Genomic DNA, 15,786 nt, shown 5'->3' with positions numbered 1-15,786 from the left:
ACTCCTAGCCCTGAGGCTTTCCTTCCGGGACCGTGGCGCCCGCCGAGGGCCCTGCCCCGCCCTGCCCCCGGCCGTCGATGAGCTGGCGGAAGAGGGCGAGATGGCGGCGGGCGACGGCGGCGATGGAGAACTCATTCTGCGCGCGTGAGCGAGCGGCGCGGCTCATGTGGAAGGCGCGGTCGAGGTTCGCCCACTGGTCGAGGATCGTCCGCGCGAGCGCGGCGGGGTCGTCGGGCGGCGCGAGGCGGCCGTGCTTGAAGTCGGCGATCAGGCGGCGATTGCCGGGGATCGACGAGGCGACCAGCGGGATGCCCAGGGCCATGGCCTCGAGCAGCGCGATGCTCATGCCTTCCTCGCGGGACGGCAGGACGAACAGGTCCGCGCGGCGCAGGTCGGCGGCGACGTCGGCCGAGGCGCCGGGCAGGTCGATCGCGCCCTCGGGGCCCAGCTCCAGGCCGAGCTCGCGGGCCTGTCGCTCCAGGGCGGGGCGCTCCGGGCCCTCGCCGACCAGGGTCAGCCGGGCGCTCGGGTGGACCTCGCGGACGGCCGGCCAGGCGGCGACCAGCGTGTCGAGCCCCTTCTCCGGGGCGAGCCGGCCCACATAGGCCGCCCTCGGGGCGGCCTTCCAGTCGGCGCGCTTCTGCCAGGGCTCGGCGGGGATGGGGACACCGTTGGGGAGCGGGTGGATCTTCGCCGGGTCGAAGCCGGCGAGCCGCAGCTCGCGGTCGATCTCGCGGGAGATCGCGACGATCGCATCGGCGTGCTTGCAGCGGGCGCCGATCCGGCGCCCGAACCGGCCCCACGACTGCCAGGCGAGGTCCCCCGTCGCGCCGGCCCCCTCGGGACGGACGACGACCGGGAAGCCGCGTCGCCGGCCCTCGCCGACGGCGACGTAGGCGTCATGCTTGAGCATCGAGACATAAGCGAGGTCGACCGGGTGCTCGGCCAGCCACCGCGCGAGGTTCCGCATGTAGAGCCACGTCCCCAGGAACCGAAGCGGCGAGGTGGCCAGCCGGACCACGCGTAGCCGCCCGGCCCCGCGATGGCCCTCGAGGGCGTGCTCCTCCTCGGGCGGCAGCGACGCCAGGCCCGGCGCGCGCGCGGTCAACACGACGACGTCGGCCCCCTCGCGGGCCAGGGCCTCCGCCAGGTAGCTGAGCACCTTCTCCGCCCCGCCGATGAGCGGCGGATACCGGCGCGTGATCAGGGCGAGCCTGAGGGTGGGTGGGGTGCTGGCGTTGGCGTTGGCGTTGGCATTCACGGTCGAAGTCGATGTCGAAGTCGATGTCGATGTCAATGCGGGGTGGCTTCCGGCCCGTCGAGGATGCCGACGTACGGCAGGTGCCGGTAGTCGTCGTCGTAGTCGAGGCCGTAGCCGACGACGAAGGCGTTGGGGATGGTGAAGCCGCAGTAGTCCGGCTCGAGCGGGACCTCCTGCCGGCCGATCTTGCGGAGCAGGACCGCCGTCCGTACGGACCTCGCCCCGCGGTCGTTCACGTGGCGGATCAGGGCGGAGAGCGTCTGGCCGGTGTCGAGGATGTCGTCGAGCAGCAGGACGTCTCGGTCGGCGACGTCGGGGGCGAACGACTCGTTGATGACCAGGGTCGTGGCCGTGGTGGTCGCCCCCTTGTAGCTGCTCGCCTGGATCAGGGCGATCCGGTGCGGCACGCCGATCCGGCGGATGAGGTCGGCCAGCACGATCAGGCTGCCGGTGAGCACGGCCGCGATCGTCAGCGGCTTGCCGTGATAGTCGGCCTCGATCTGCCGGCCCAGCGCGTGGACCCGCTCGCGGATCTCGTCCTCGCTGATCAGGACCTTGACGGCGTTGTGCACGGGCGATTCGCTCCGGGATCGCGCCTGGGGCATGGATCATGCCGTCGGCGGTGGTTCTTGCGGACGTTCGGGGATCTTCTGCTGCGGACGAGCCCCCCATCATCATATCGCAGGCGAGCCAGGATCTGCGAGACGGCCCGCAGGTTCTCGAGCCCCTCGATATTCCGGGCCTTGCGACCATTCAGGGTTGTACATCCGTCGCGGCCGTGCCGACCTTGCGCGGCTCGTAGTCGACGGCGCGGCTCGGGGCGGTCCGCTCGGCGAAGGGCTGGAGTGAGACGGCCGTGAGGGGGGCTTCCTGATACCAGAAGGCCACGCTGGTGAAGTCATCCGCCCCGGGCCGGAAGGGGGCGTTGCCGGGGACGTGAATGCTCTGGATCTCGACCTTGAGGGACTCGCGAAAGCGGACCGGGTTGGTCACGTACCAGCGGTACATCCGGTGATCGCCCCCCTCGTCCAGGAGCAGGCCGCAGTAGGGATAGGCGAACGTCTTGCCGAACTCCCAGCAGGAGCCGTACTCGTCCTCGGTGCCGGGGGAATGGACCTCGGTCCGGCCGTCCCGGTGGAAGAACGTCACGCCCTCGCCCCACCATCGCGGGCTCAGGGAGTGGACCTGCAGGATGTTGCCGACGTAGTGTCCGTGCCCCTTCACGTCCAGGATGGTATGCCGGCTGTTGAACGTGTTCTTGCCCCCGACGCGGTCCGCATCGACGACCGACTCGAGCGACGGTGCGTCGTTCCGGACCGGGTTGCTCCGCCGCCAGGCGACGTGGAGGCGGCCCTTCTCGGCGGCGTACTTCGGGTCGCTCTCCCAGTCGAAGCCGAAGGCCACGCCCCGGTCGTAGTCCGCGTTCCCATCGTTCGCGAGCACGAATCGCGCCCGGCGGGCGAACGGCATCGGGAAATGGCACATGTAGGCGAGGTGCTGGATCTGAATGGGAGCGGATTGGTAGTCGATGGTCCTTCCGCCGACGGCGCCGAAGAAGTCCGCGAGCGGGACGTGGATGCTCGGCTCCGGGGCGTCGTCCCAGTAGACCTTCAGCACGAGGCCCGGGTCGATCTTCCCGCCGCTGTCGTCGGTGATGTACCAGTACGTCACCTTGCCCGGGCCTTCCAGGTCCGCCAGCACGATCTCCTTCCCCCGAGGGATCGCCGTGCGATGGTATTTCACGTGGCTGTGCGAGGTCCCGTCCGTGATCCGGTCGAGATCGGCGACGGACTGGCCCCAGGCGGGCGTGGGGAGTGGGCAGCAAAGCCCCGCGACGAGGATCGCCACGAGATTCCTGATGACGGTGAGATTCATCCTGACCGGTCCCTTTCGCGGGGTGTGTCGGGCCCTTCGACGGCTTGGCCCTCCCCAGGATTGAACGCCGGCCCGCGGCCCGAGTCCAGCCCCGACCGCCGGAGGCCCGGCCCGGGTGGTGCGCGGGGACCCTGGCCAGGCCCAGAGGCCGGTCGTAGAATTGACCCGGGATCGAGGCGGAAAGTGAGGCTCACCTCGCCCGGCCCGCGTCATGGGGAGTGATCCGTGAACGCCCATCGAGCCAACCCAGACGAGAAGTTCGGCCTCGAGCGAGATGAGATGCCTCCGCCTCATCCGGAGAAGCCGCGATGGCGATGGAGAAGGCTCACGGCCCTGGAATGGGCAACAATCTTCGGAATCGTCGGATTCCTGGCCGGGCTCCTGATCCCCGGGTCGGATCATGATTTTTCGCCCCGGTTTCCTCCCGCGCCCGCCCCGGACGCACCGAAGTCCTGCGGCGAGATCGCGGGCCGCTATCTCGATGGCGGAAGCCACGGCGGCGGGGGCGACCTGAACATCCTGGAGGACGGACGATACTCGCTGGTCCGATCCGCCTGCGTCGGGGTCCTCGACCGCGATTCGGGCTGGGCCCGACGCGTCGGCCAGCACCTCCTGTTGTCGCCCGCGGGATCGGCCCCGAAGCGGATCGAGCGGACCTTCTTCTCGGTCGATTGGAGCGGGCGATCCTACCTGGTCCCGGTCGATCGGATGGACGATTTCTGCGTGGCCGTCATCGAGGGGGACGAGCCGAGGGACGACCTCCGCGGCCGTTTCTTCCTCCGCCTCGGTGACGAGGAGAAGCGCATCGACGGAGTGCCGACCCTTTCGGAGCCGTGGGCCGCTTACCTGCGCGACAACCTGTTGATCGGCACGATCAGCAGCGCACAGCTCGACCCGCAGCGAGTGACGATCGACCTCGGCTCGGAGGGCGGCGTCGAGCGTGACGACGTCTTCATGGTCCAGGGGCACAGGGAGGGCGGCTGGCGCCGGGGCCTGAGGGTCGTGGCCGTCGCGGGGCGCTCGTCCGAGGCGGCCGAGATCCGCGATCGGCCGTCGCAGCAGCCGCTTGAGCCGGGCTGGAAGGTCGTCGCCTGGAAGAAGCCGAAGGCGGATGCCGGTGCGGATTCCGCCCGGTGACCGTGCCCGATCACGATTTCCCGATCTTGTCGGCCTGGTCACGGAGATGGGTTCGGAAGTCCTTGAGGCTCTCGCAGACAGCCGCCACCTTCACGAGCCGGCCCAGCGTCTCCTCATCATCGATCGCGGCCAGCTTCGATCGGAGCGAGGACGCCCTTGCGCCGAACCGGGCCGTCAGGACATCCACGATGTTGCGGACCTGGTTCTCATGGGTCGCCTTGTGAGCGGCCTCTCGCTTCCACTCTTCCTTGAACTTGTCCAGGAACGGCAGCTCGAGCATGGCCTGTTCTCCTCCCAGGAACCGGAGAAGTCCCTCATCATGGACGGGGATTCCTGGACGGCAAACGACCTCGGTTGAACGCCATCACCCGACCAGGGGGATACTCACGAATGATCCGTGGCCGGGTTCCGCAACTGGCCGCGAAACTCCTTCAGGCTGGCGCAGGTCACGGAGAGCGACTGCAATGCCTCGAGCCGCTCGGCATCCGCAATGGCCGCCAGCTCGGGCTCGAGGTCCTTCGCGCGGGAATTGAATCGCGTGACGAGGTTCTTGACGATCACTCGGACGAGGACATCGTGAGCGGCCTCTCGCTTCCACTCTTCCTTGAACTTGTCCAGGAACGGTAGCTCGAGCATGGCCTGTCGTCCTCCCAGGATTTGGAAGAGCCCCTCGTCATCATATCGCAGGCGGGCGAGGATCTGCGAGACCGCCATCAGGTTGTCGTGCTCCGCCGCCGCCGCCGCCTCGCGGTCGATCCGCGCGCGGCAGCGGCGGAAGAAGGGCTCGGGCGGACCGTCGATCCGTCCGAGCAACGCCCAGGGGACGGCGCCGATCTCGGGCGCCGCCAGCAGGTCCTCGGCCGGGATCGTCCAGAGCTCGACGACGTGCCAGCGGAGATTCCAGATCGTCCGGCCCCAGCCGCTGAGGATCTCCGCCTGTCGGGGCACCCGGTAGCGGCCCTTCGGGCTGAGGACCACGACGATGACCTCGGGGAGCTCGCCGCGGTCCAGGTAGACGAGCGCCGCGTCGCGGACGGCCTGCTCGACGACCCGCGGCTCGGGGTAGGTCGCCATCTCCAGGACGAAGAGCCGGGGATCGCTCGCCCCGGCCAGCAGGGCCTCGACGAGGCTGTCGGGCAGGGCGCGGGGCTGGACGACCTCGGACTGGAGGGCCTTCCATCGGACGATGCCGCTCACGCCGGCCAGCCGGAGGATGGCGCCGCCGTGGTGCTGGATCAGCCACTTGCTGCTCTTGTCGTAGTCGTGCATCGACTCGCCTCGAGTTGTCTCCTTCGACGTCCTCCATTCTGTAGACTGATCGGGGGCATGTCCAATCGGTCGTGCCGCCGCGAACCCGCGAAGCTCGACGGTGTCTTTCCGCTCGAATCATCGTCCCCGTCTTCGAACTCCAGGAGCCCCGCCATGTCAGCGCACGCCGATCAGATCGAGGCGTTCCTCTCGGGTCCCGTCCAGGTCCGTCGGCTCGTGGCCGACATGAGCCGCGATCAGATCGAGGCGAGGCCCGTGCCGGGGAGGTGGAGCACGCTGGAGGTCGTCTGTCACCTGACGGACAGCGACCAGGCGTGGTGCCATCGGATGAAGCGGGTGATCGCCGAGCACCTGCCGCTCCTGATTGGCTACGACGAGACGCGGTTCACCGCCGCCATGCGGTATCACGACCGCAAGCTCGAGCCGGAGCTGGCGCTGATGGAGGCGATGCGGCGGCAGATGGGGGACATCCTGAGGTCGCTCCCCGAGGAGGCCTGGTCGCGGGCCGGCGTGCACAACGAGCGCGGGCTGGTGACCCTGGAAGAGATGGTCGGGCTCGAGACCGAGCATGTGGCCCACCACGTCCGGTTCCTCGTCGAGAAGCGCCAGGCGCTCGGATTGTCGGCGGAGCCGGCCTGACCGCCCTGCCCCGTCGCGGCGGGGGCCCATGCGCGATAGAATCGCCCTCGGATCCGGTCGAGCCGGTGCGCCGCCTCGTCCCGCGAGGTGCCTTCGCCCGGCCGGCCGTGTCGCCGATGGGATGGGGCGATTCGTCATGCCGACCGCCACGATCGATCTGACCGCCATCGCCGAGGCCGGGGTCGTGGGCGCGGGGGGCGCCGGCTTCCCCACCCACGTGAAGCTCGCGGGCAGGGCGGACTCCGTCCTCCTGAACGCCGCGGAGTGCGAGCCGCTGCTCCACAAGGACAAGGAGGTCCTCCACGCCCATCCCGACCGCGTGCTCGCCGGGCTGTGCTCCGCGATGCGGCTGGTCGGGGCGTCGGCCGGCTGGATCGGCATCAAGGAGAAGTATCACGACCTGATCGAGGACCTGGAGCCGCGGCTCCCCGGCGGCGTCCGGATCGCGCCGCTCCGCGACGCCTACCCGGCCGGGGACGAGTTCATCCTGGTGTATGACGTGCTCCGCCGCGTGATCCCCCCGGGGGGCATCCCGCTCCACGTCGGCGCCGTGGTCATGAACGTGGAGACCGCGCTCAACGTGGCGAGGTCCGCCGAGACGCCGGTCGTGGAGAAGTTCCTGACGATCGCGGGCGCCGTGGCCGAGCCGGTGACGCTCCGCGTGCCCGTCGGCGTAACCCTGGCGCAGTGCGTGGCCGCGGCCGGCGGGCCCACCGTCCGGGATGCCTGCTACGTGGTCGGCGGCGTGATGATGGGGCGCCTGGAAGACAATCATGACGCCCTGGTCGACCGCACCACCGGGGGCGTCGTCGTCCTCCCCGAGGATCACGTGGTCGTCCGCCGTCGCCGCCAGGACTGGACGCAGATCGCCCGCATCGGCCGCTCGGCGTGCGACCAGTGCAGCTTCTGCACGGAGCTCTGCCCGCGGTGGCTGCTCGGCCACCCGATCGAGCCTCACAAGGCGATGCGGAGCCTGGGCTTCAACCTGGTCGGCGAGGCCAACGTGATCGGCACGTCGTTCTGCTGCGAGTGCAACCTCTGCAGCCTCTATTCCTGCCCGGAGGAGCTGGATCCGCGGAACGTCTGCGTCCAGAACAAGCGGCGGCTCGGGGCCGAGAAGCGCCGCTGGGAGGATCCGCCGTTCAACCCGAGGCGAGCCGAGCTGCACCTGGAGAACCGCAAGGCCCCGATGGCCCGCCTGATCCGGAAGCTCGGCCTGGCCGGCTTCCGGAACGTCGGCCCGCTCCGCGCCGGCACGCTGGCGGCGAGCCGGGTGGGCATCCCGCTCAAGCAGCACATCGGCGAGCCCTGCCTCCCCTCGGTCGGGCCGGGTGACCCGGTGGCCCGCGGCGACGTCGTCGGCCGGCCGCCGATGCGCGACGGCAGACCCGCGCTCGGCGTGCCGGTGCACGCCTCGATCGACGGCCGCGTCGCGGAGGTCCGCGACGGCGTGGTCTGGATCGAGGCCCGGGCGTGAACCTTCTCAGCTCGGATCGGGGGCGAAAATCATGTCAGCACATCGTTCGATCGGCGCCGCGGAGTTCTCGTGCATCGGCCTGGGGATCGAGGCCCAGGACGAGATGCTCAAGTCGGCCTCGGTGGAGCTGCTGATCGCGAGGACGATCTGCTCCGGGAAATACCTCGTGGTCGTCGGCGGCTCGGTCAGCGACGTCCAGGCGGCGATCCGGGCCGGGCTGAACAAGGCGGACGAGGCGGTCATCGATCACATGGTGATCGCCAACGCCCACGAGTCCATCTTCCCCGCGCTCGGCCAGTCGGTGGTGCTGCGCCCGGAGGAGATCGGCGCGCTCGGGGTGATCGAGACGTTCAGCGGCACGAGCGTGCTGGCCGCCGCGGACGCCGCGGCCAAGGCGGCGAACGTCACGATCTTCCGGATCCACGTCGCGATGGCCCTGGGCGGCAAGGGGCTCCTGATGATGACCGGCGGCGTGGCCGACGTCCGCGCCGGCGTCGAGGCCGGCATCAAGCCCGTCCGCGACCGCGGCCTCCTCGTCTCCCGCGTCGTCATCCCCCGGCCGAGGCCGGAACTGTTCCAGGAATATCTCTAACGAGGATGGCAATGAGCATGCGTTGTCGAGTCGCATTGGTGCTGCCGATCCTCCTGGTGGCCCTGTCCTCGCGCACGGCCGCCGATGAGCCTCCGCTCTACGCCTACCTCGGCGGCACGCCCGCGGCCTCGATGGTCGGCTACACGCCCTCGGAGCTCGACCCGCGGCAGGAGGCCAATCAGAAGAAGCTGGCGACCAGCTCGATCCGGGCGGACCTCGAGGCGCTCCGGCCGGCCTTCGACGGCCTTGTCCTTTATGGCTACAACGAGGGTTGCACGCCCCGGATCGTCGGCCTGGCCGTCGAGCTGAAGTTCCGTGCCGTGCTGCTGGCGATCTGGGATCCGAAGTCGGCGGCCGAGCTCGACGGCGTGGCGGAGCTCGCCCGCCTCTACGAGAAGGACCTGGCCCTGGGCGTGATCGTGGGTAATGAGGGCCTGACGTTCGGCCGCTACGAGCCTGACGACCTGGCCCTGGCCGCCCGACGATTGCGGAAGACGCTGCCGGGCGCCGTCCCGATCGGGACGAGCGAGCCGCTGGGCGCCTACGCGAAGGGCGAGTGGAAGCTGACCTCCTACGGCGACTTCCTGGCGCCCAACGTCCACCCGGCCTTCGACCGCAAGGAGCTCGGCCCGGCCGAGGCGGCGGCCTGGGTCCGCGGCGAGGCCATCTCGCTCGCCGCTCGCTCCGGCAAGCCGGTGATCGTCAAGGAGACCGGCTTCCCCCACGCCGGCCGGGAAGGCTTCACGCCCGAAACCCAGGCGGCCTTCTGGGCCGCGTACCTCGCCCCCGGCCGCGTCGCCCGGCCTCCCGCCGCGTCGAGCCCCACCGCCCGCGTCTTTCACGGCGTCGCCTTCGAGTCGTTCGACCTCCCCTGGAAGAGCGAGGCGTCCGGCCTGGTGATCGAGCAGTCCTGGGGGCTACTTTCCGCCCGCCGCAGGCCGTATCCGGCGTTCGGGGTGTGGAAGCCAGGGAGCGGGCGGTGAGCGATGACGGCCTCGCGAGGAAGGCCTGAGCCCCGTCCGAGAATCGGCGGCAGGTCACGTCGGGCCAGGTCCTCGACGACTTTGAGTGGCTCCGTAGGGCCTCGATTCCAGGTCGGAGCCGGCCTGTTCAGTGCAGTCGAATGCCCATGCCCTCGAGCATCGACGACATGGAGCGCGAGGTCGACTGGTGCTCGCTGAGCTGGCGGCGGAGGGCGTCGAGCTCCGCCTGGGCGGCCTCGAGATCGGACTCCAGGTTGGCCCGGACGCGGGCCGATTCGAGGAGCCGGGCCTCGAGCCGAGCGGCCTCGTCGCGCTTCGATTCCAGGGCGGCCCGCTCGGCGGCGAGGGCCGCCTGGAACTCGTCGGTGAGATGGGCTCGGACCTCGGCGATCGCGGCGGCGAGCCCCCGGGCGTGGCGGGCCTGCGCCTCGTCCATCGCCAGGGCCAGCGCCGCGGTGTGCGAGTTCACCGCGGCCTCGAGGTTCGACCTCGCGGTCTCGACCTCGTCCTCCAGGCGTGCTCGCCCCGAGCGGGCGGCGGCGAGCTGCTCGGCGTGGGTTCGGAGATCCTCGGCGAACTGCTCGGCCTGCTCGCGGGCCGCTCGCAGGTCCTCGTCGCGATCGCGGGCCGTCGCCTCGAGCCGCGAACGCTCCCGGTCCGCGGACTCAAGCCGTGCGTGCAGATCCCCAAGTAGAGACTCCATCCTCGCGGCCTCGGCGCGGGCGGCCGTCAGCTCCGCCTCGGCGCGGGCGGACTTGCCGGCCAGCTCGTCGACCTGGAGTCGGGCGGCGTCGAGCTCGCGCCCGAGGGTCGCGTGGTCGGCGGCGAGCTCGTCGTGCTCGGCGGCCCGGGACTCGTGCTCGTCCAGGAGCGCTCGCAGCCCCTGGGCCTCGGTCTCGAGCTCGAGGATCCGCGCCCGGAGGCCGGCGGACTCCTCGCCCGATCGCCTCGAACGAGCCTCCGCCTCGTCGCGATCCGACTGGAGCCGCGCAAGGTCCTCGTCGCGACGGGCGAGGTCGGCGAGCAGCGCCGTCCGCTCCGTCTGAAGCGCCGCCAGCTCCTCCGCGGGCTGGGGCGGCGAGCCATCCGACCGGACACCCTCCGGCGGCGGGGCAAACGCCGGGGGCGGATCGTCGGCGGGGCTGAGGATGCTGTAGAGTCGGTCCAGCGGATCTCCCCCGTTCGCCTCCAGCGGCCAGGAGCCGGGCGTGTGCGCGACGTCCTCGACGAGGAACTTCTCCCGGCAATGGCTGCAACGGACGTGGCGGCCGGAATGGCCGCGGCGGACCTCCAACGCCGTGGCGCAGGCCGGGCAGGAGACGACCATGTAGTCGTCACGGCTCTCGTCCGGCCATGGCGCCGACGGCGCGTCGACATCGCCGGCCGCGATGGCCTGGAACTTGAACTGGCACTGCTTGCACCGCACGTGGGTGCCGTGGTAGACGCTGCGGATCCGAAGGTTGGCGAGACAACTGGGGCAGACCGCGACGAAATGCGTCGGAGATTCGCTCATGGTGATCTTCCCCGGTTCGGAGGACGGGAGGGGGCGACCCTCGAGGGGACGGACCTGGCGATCTGACTCCGTTCGATCATTTCATGAAGTGGTGGGGAATTCAATATCGCCCACGCAGTCTCGTTTGGGTGATCCGGCGGAAGGGGATTTGGTGCCGTTCGCGCGACAGGGAGTCGCTTCTTTGGCACGTCGAGCGGGGACGCTGAGGTGAGTGAGGCGGTACGGAGGGCGGTCAGGGTCGATCTCGCCGCGCCCGGCGTGCTTTCTTTGCGGGCGCGGCGAGGGTTGAGGTCGGCGGGAGGCGGTGAGTCCGCCCGTCCGGTCAGCGGCGGGGCTGGAGCCGCCTTCTCGCGGCGATCCCGACCAGCACGGAGGACCAGAGCGCCATGGACAGCGGCTCGGGGACGTTCGTGCCGTCGCCGCCGCTGGTGCCGCCGCCCGAGCCCGAGCCCGAGCCGCCTCCGTTGCCATTGCCGTTGCCGTTGCTGGTATCGCCGGTGATGATGATCCCCGGGGTCATGGACTGGAGGACCGGGGGATTGCTGGCCAGGGCATTGGCGATGCTCAGGCTGAAATGGAGGACGCCGCCGGGATCCAGGCCCTTGCCGAAGAAGACCAGGCCGAAGAGCTGCTCGGGGGTGCCGTCGGCCGCGGTCGCGTCCTTGAGGGCGACGACGAGCTGGTTCTGGTCGAAGCCGGTGGAGTCGGGGAGGATGGTCAGGGGGCTCCCCTCGGTGCCGTCGGCGTTCTTCGGCGGGACGATGCTCCCGGGCGGGAGGACCATGGCGACGACCTGCGGGCCCTGGATGTCCGCGGCGGGCGCGGGGAGGGTGGTCGTGCTGATCAGGCGGTAGGTGGCCGTGGTGGATGAGGATGCGTTGGGGTTGACCGAGTCGGCGCTCGCGACGGTCGGCGCGAGGAGGCCGCAGCTCAGCGTCAACAGCGTCCCCGCCAGGGCCATGGGGGATGGACATCGAAGCGTCACGGCAAGGATCCTCCTTGAACTCTGCCAATCATCTGCATCGAGCCCGTCGATCTCTTTTCGAGGGGCCCTAGCTGCCTCGTCGCGTCAGCTCGCTTTCCCGGACGCGGCCCGCACCGCAGGCCGACAGTCATTCGGCCTGAACGCGGTTGGTTGCTTCCGGGATGGTTCTCACCCAAGTCAAGCCGAAGGCTCAGGACATCGTGAGGTGGCGTCTCGGCGGGGGCCTCAGGGACTTGAGGGCCGCATTCTGCATCCAGGCCAGGAAACGGTCAAGCTCGAATCCAAGATGGCCGAAGGGGAGGGCCAGCCGCGAAGGCACAGTGAGGGCAGAGAACCTGGAAAACGAAGGTAAGGATGGAAGGAATGAACGAGGGGGAAGATGCAGTGAACGGCAAGCAAGACGGCCCGGGAATCGAATAAGGTCCCGGTAGCGGTCGTCTGAGGGGTTAGGTGAACGTATGGTAGAGGCTCCTCCCAGCGTGCAGACGCCCGATGAGATCCTGGTCGAGCGTGCGCGGGGGCGCGATCGCTCGGCCTGTGAGGAACTCTTCCAGCGGTTTCGGATGGACGCCTATCGGGTGGCGTACCGGCTGCTGGGGAACGAGCAGGACGCCCTGGACGCGGTCCAGGATGCGTTCATCAAGGCGTTCCTGGCGCTCGGGGATTTCGACGGGAGGAGCGGGTTCCGGTACTGGTTCCTGAGGATCGCCGCCAATGCGGCCCTGGACCTCGGGCGGAAGCGGAAGCGACGGCCCGGCCTGTCGCTCGGCGACGGCAAGACGGGGCTGCCGGAGCCGGCCGAGTACGAGGATCCGGCCCGGGGCTTGCATCGGCAAGATCTCCGGCGGGCGCTCGACGCGGCCCTCAATGCCCTCAGCCCCAAGATCCGCACCACGTTCATCCTGTTCGCCGAGCTCGGGATGAGTTACAAGGACATCGCCGAGACCCAGGGGATCGCGATCGGGACCGTGATGAGCCGGATCAACGCCGCCCGGACCAAGCTCCAGCAGTCCCTCGACTGGGACAAGCTGAAGGGCCTCGACGAACCGGGTCATTTTCAAGCACGACTGCACGACCCTCGATCGAGCCACGAACACGATCCGGATTGATCGCCGGATCCGCCGGATGCCGAGGAACCATGCCGATGCCGAGCCGGGGACGCCCGGCGGCCCGGAGAGGATGATCGAAACGATGCGATGCCATGACGTGATCCATTCCCTGAGCAGTCCCGGCCCCGCGGCCAACCAGCCGGCGGTGGCGCAACACCTCGCATCCTGCCCGGCCTGTGCCCGCCGGGCCGACGAGGCCGCGAAGCTCGATCGGCTCTGGGGGGCCACGGCCCCTGATCGGCCCGATGGCGACGCGTGGGGCCGCGTCTGGTCCGCGATCGACGCCCGGCTCGATGCTCCCGCGATGGCGGAAACGACGCGGCCTTCCCGACTGCGGCTCGCTCCCGCGACGTCCGCCGGTGCCTCCGCGCGTCGGCCCCGGTGGATGATGGCCGGCGCGGCGATCCTTGCGGTGGCGGCGGCGCTCCTGGTGGCGTTCGTCCATGAGTGGCAAGCCGCGTCGCGGACGAGTGATGCACCGGCGATCGCCTCGTCGGCCGGGACGAATGGGGTATCGCCTTCCATCGATCCGCCGATCGAGATCGAGGAGGGGCAGGTCGCCCTGATCTGGACCGACGACCGGGAGCCGAGGGTCGTCGACATGATGTCGTTCGATCCGCTCAATGACGAGGATCCCTGGTTCTACTTCCTGAATCGCATCGAAGATTCCAGGTCCGTGGTGGTCATGTCGGAGTGAGCCCTCGATGCCGCGCCCGAATTCCAGCGCCCTGGCAAAGCTCTCGGCCGTATGCGGCCTGATCGTGGTCGTGGCCGCGGGGCCGCTCGCGGGCATCCCGACCACGGCCCTCGCCCTCGCCCAGGAGCAGGCCGGCGGAGATGGGGCCAGGCAGGTGACCGTGCTGGCGATCCTGGCCACGCCCGGGACGAAGGAGATGGACACGCGGCTCGGAAGTGTTCGAACTCAGCTCCGCAAGGCCATGCCGGATCACGGCTTTCGCCTGATCGAGGTGGAGAGCAAGCGGCTCAAGGTCGGGGAGTCGATCACCTGCGACGTCGGCCGCGATTACACCGCTCGCACGACCCTGAAGGATGCGGTCGAGGAGACGGGCAAGATCCGGTTACGGTGCGAATTCAGCCGGGGCAAGGTCGTGGAATTCTCGAAGGAGATCCGGTCGCCCGTGAATCAGCTCTTCTTCTATGAACGGACGCTCGACGATGGCAAGCGCGTGCTGATCGGTGTGGGCGTCCGGCCGTCCTGAGCGGGCGGGAGGAGAAAGCAAAGGGCCGTCCCTGGCCCCGTGGCCCGCGCGCCGCCTGCCCGTCCGTGGGCGCGACCGTTTGCGGGGCCTGCATACGCGGTCATCCCTGACCGGTTCGGTCCTCCGACCGACAACAGTTTTATCGGCAGACCGGATCGCCCCGCTTGATGGAAAAACGAGGGGGCCCGGGGACCGGCTCGGGGAGAGGCAAGACGGCAGCCGGCCCGCGCCGCGACGGCCCGGTTCAGACGGGTCGCGGCGCGAGGTCGAGGAGTCCCGCGGCGTGGCCACGGAACTCCCTCCGACTCCCCCCTGATGGGGGGAGAGCCGGGATTTCGCTGCCCCCCTTTGCCGAAGGGGGGGCAGGTGGAGCTTGTGGGACAGAGGCTCAGGCGATGGTGATGGAGTTGTCCAGGTAGACGTCCTGGATGGCGTGGAGGAGCTTGGCGCCCTCGGCCATGGGGCGCTGGAAGGCCTTGCGGCCGGAGATCAGGCCCATGCCGCCGGCCCGCTTGTTGATGACGGCGGTCTTGACGGCCTCGCCGAAGTCGTTCTTGCCGCTGGCGCCGCCGGAGTTGATGAGGCCCGCGCGGCCCATGTAGCAGTTGGCGACCTGGTAGCGGCAGAGGTCGATCGGGTTGTCGGTGGAGAGCTCCGTGTACATCCGCTCGTCGAGCTTGCCGTAGCTGGAGCCGCCCATGTTCAGGGCCTTGAAGCCGCCGTTGTTCTCCGGCAGCTTCTGCTTGATGATGTCGGCCTGGATGGTGACGCCCAGGTGGTTGGCCTGGCCGGTGAGGTCGGCGGCGACGTGGTAGTCCACGCCGTCCTTCTTGAAGGCATTATTGCGGAGGTAGCACCAGAGGACGGTGGCGAGCCCGTGCTCGTGGGCGCAGGCGAAGGCCTCGGCGACCTCGACGATCTGGCGGCCGCTGTGCTCGGAGCCGAAGTAGATGGTCGCGCCGACGGCCGCCGCGCCCATGTCCGCGGCTTCCTTGATGGTGCCGAAGAGGATCTGGTTGGCCTGGTTGGGGTAGGTCAGCAGCTCGTTATGGTTGATCTTGACCAGGAACGGGATCTTGGGGGCGTACTTGCGGGAGACGGCGCCGAGCACGCCATAGGTGCTGGCCACCGCGTTGCAGCCCCCCTCGATGGCGAGCTTGACGATGTTCTCCGGGTCGAAGTAGGCCGGGTTCTTGGCGAAGCTGGCGCCGCCGGAGTGCTCGATGCCCTGGTCGACGGGGAGGATGGACAGATAACCGGTGTTGGCCAGCCGGCCCGTGCCGAAGAGCCGCTGGAGGTTCACCAGCACCCGGGGGTTCCGGTCGCTCTGGAGGAAGATCCGATCCACGAAGTCGGGGCCGGGGAGATGCAGCGACTCCTTCGGGATCGTCTTGCACACATGTTTCAGGAGGCTCTCCGACTCCGCGCCGAGCAATTCGCCAAGATTCGTCGCCATGATAGGGCTCTCTTTGGGTCCAGATCGTAAGGGTCGCCGACGAGTCCCCCGCCGATGCGGCGGCCGTCGACCGGCCCGCGTCCTGAGTGGGTGCGATCGTTCACGAAGGCCTGGCTCTATCGCGGCCCGGGCCGTGCCCTTCCAGGGCGATCGGCCTCCGGCCTTCTTTCAGGAGATGCCCGCTCGGGGAGCCGGGGCATCCCGATCCGACCCGGTGATCGCATACCTTCGCCCACTCGCTGACGATCGGATCAGGACCCATCATAAACC

The 15,786-nt window shown here is 69.5% G+C and carries 16 protein-coding genes; 8 read left to right on the top strand and 8 right to left on the bottom strand.

Annotated elements, in window-relative coordinates; translation table 11 throughout:
• Positions 1–4: 4 nt before the first annotated feature.
• From G6O54_RS19660 to G6O54_RS19650, 3 genes are all read right to left on the bottom strand, one after another.
• A complete protein-coding gene (locus G6O54_RS19660) occupies positions 5–1,261 on the bottom strand; it encodes a glycosyltransferase (protein WP_165227368.1) in 1,257 nt (418 codons plus the stop codon).
• Between the two features lie 32 nt (positions 1,262–1,293).
• Complete coding sequence (hpt, locus tag G6O54_RS19655; protein ID WP_250846987.1) at positions 1,294–1,833, bottom strand: hypoxanthine phosphoribosyltransferase; 540 nt, start codon at positions 1,831–1,833, stop codon at positions 1,294–1,296.
• A gap of 181 nt (positions 1,834–2,014) precedes the next feature.
• Entirely contained in the window at positions 2,015–3,136 is a 1,122-nt protein-coding gene (locus G6O54_RS19650; protein ID WP_165227366.1) for a glycoside hydrolase family 172 protein, read from the bottom strand.
• A 225-nt stretch (positions 3,137–3,361) separates the two neighbouring features.
• Here G6O54_RS19650 and G6O54_RS19645 point away from each other — a divergent pair, with 225 nt between their 5' ends.
• Entirely contained in the window at positions 3,362–4,273 is a 912-nt protein-coding gene (locus G6O54_RS19645; protein WP_165227365.1) for a hypothetical protein, read from the top strand.
• A gap of 10 nt (positions 4,274–4,283) precedes the next feature.
• On the opposite strand, the gene G6O54_RS19640 is transcribed toward G6O54_RS19645, so the two are convergent.
• Together G6O54_RS19640 and G6O54_RS19635 are read right to left on the bottom strand one after the other, a co-directional pair.
• A complete protein-coding gene (locus G6O54_RS19640) occupies positions 4,284–4,553 on the bottom strand; it encodes a hypothetical protein (protein WP_165227364.1) in 270 nt (89 codons plus the stop codon).
• A gap of 104 nt (positions 4,554–4,657) precedes the next feature.
• Positions 4,658–5,542, bottom strand: a complete 885-nt coding sequence (locus G6O54_RS19635) for a hypothetical protein (RefSeq protein WP_165227363.1) — start codon at positions 5,540–5,542, stop codon at positions 4,658–4,660.
• Between the two features lie 153 nt (positions 5,543–5,695).
• Between G6O54_RS19635 and G6O54_RS19630 the strand changes: the two genes are divergently transcribed.
• The 4 genes from G6O54_RS19630 (at position 5,696) to G6O54_RS19615 (ending at position 9,233) form a co-directional block, all read left to right on the top strand.
• Positions 5,696–6,181: a DinB family protein gene (locus G6O54_RS19630; RefSeq protein WP_165227362.1), complete on the top strand. Its 486-nt coding sequence runs from the start codon at positions 5,696–5,698 to the stop codon at positions 6,179–6,181.
• A gap of 136 nt (positions 6,182–6,317) precedes the next feature.
• Entirely contained in the window at positions 6,318–7,658 is a 1,341-nt protein-coding gene (locus tag G6O54_RS19625) for a 4Fe-4S dicluster domain-containing protein (RefSeq protein ID WP_165227361.1), read from the top strand.
• 31 nt (positions 7,659–7,689) lie between these two features.
• Entirely contained in the window at positions 7,690–8,250 is a 561-nt protein-coding gene (locus G6O54_RS19620) for a BMC domain-containing protein (RefSeq protein ID WP_165227360.1), read from the top strand.
• Between the two features lie 17 nt (positions 8,251–8,267).
• Complete coding sequence (locus G6O54_RS19615) at positions 8,268–9,233, top strand: glycoside hydrolase family 17 protein (RefSeq protein ID WP_165227359.1); 966 nt, start codon at positions 8,268–8,270, stop codon at positions 9,231–9,233.
• A gap of 127 nt (positions 9,234–9,360) precedes the next feature.
• Here G6O54_RS19615 and G6O54_RS19610 read toward each other — a convergent pair whose 3' ends face one another.
• Together G6O54_RS19610 and G6O54_RS19605 are read right to left on the bottom strand one after the other, a co-directional pair.
• Positions 9,361–10,746 carry a hypothetical protein gene (locus G6O54_RS19610; RefSeq protein ID WP_165227358.1) on the bottom strand — a complete coding sequence of 462 codons (1,386 nt, stop codon included), beginning with the start codon at positions 10,744–10,746 and terminating at the stop codon, positions 9,361–9,363.
• 322 nt (positions 10,747–11,068) lie between these two features.
• A complete protein-coding gene (locus G6O54_RS19605) occupies positions 11,069–11,731 on the bottom strand; it encodes a hypothetical protein (protein ID WP_165227357.1) in 663 nt (220 codons plus the stop codon).
• A 479-nt stretch (positions 11,732–12,210) separates the two neighbouring features.
• On the opposite strand from G6O54_RS19605, the gene G6O54_RS19600 reads away from it, so the two are divergent.
• Genes G6O54_RS19600 through G6O54_RS19590 form a run of 3 tightly spaced genes read left to right on the top strand, consistent with a single transcriptional unit; the run spans position 12,211 to position 14,060 of the window.
• On the top strand, positions 12,211–12,840 hold the full coding sequence (locus G6O54_RS19600; protein ID WP_250846986.1) for an RNA polymerase sigma factor: 630 nt from the start codon (positions 12,211–12,213) through the stop codon (positions 12,838–12,840).
• A gap of 16 nt (positions 12,841–12,856) precedes the next feature.
• Positions 12,857–13,537: a cupin domain-containing protein gene (locus tag G6O54_RS19595; protein ID WP_165227355.1), complete on the top strand. Its 681-nt coding sequence runs from the start codon at positions 12,857–12,859 to the stop codon at positions 13,535–13,537.
• 7 nt (positions 13,538–13,544) lie between these two features.
• Entirely contained in the window at positions 13,545–14,060 is a 516-nt protein-coding gene (locus G6O54_RS19590; protein ID WP_165227354.1) for a hypothetical protein, read from the top strand.
• 388 nt (positions 14,061–14,448) lie between these two features.
• On the opposite strand, the gene G6O54_RS19585 is transcribed toward G6O54_RS19590, so the two are convergent.
• Entirely contained in the window at positions 14,449–15,516 is a 1,068-nt protein-coding gene (locus tag G6O54_RS19585) for a class I fructose-bisphosphate aldolase (protein ID WP_165227353.1), read from the bottom strand.
• Between the last annotated feature and the right edge of the window lie 270 nt (positions 15,517–15,786).

It is taken from the genome of Aquisphaera insulae (genome assembly GCF_011064615.1).
GTDB lineage: Bacteria > Planctomycetota > Planctomycetia > Isosphaerales > Isosphaeraceae > Aquisphaera > Aquisphaera insulae.
This window is presented reverse-complemented; position numbering and strand designations above follow the sequence as displayed.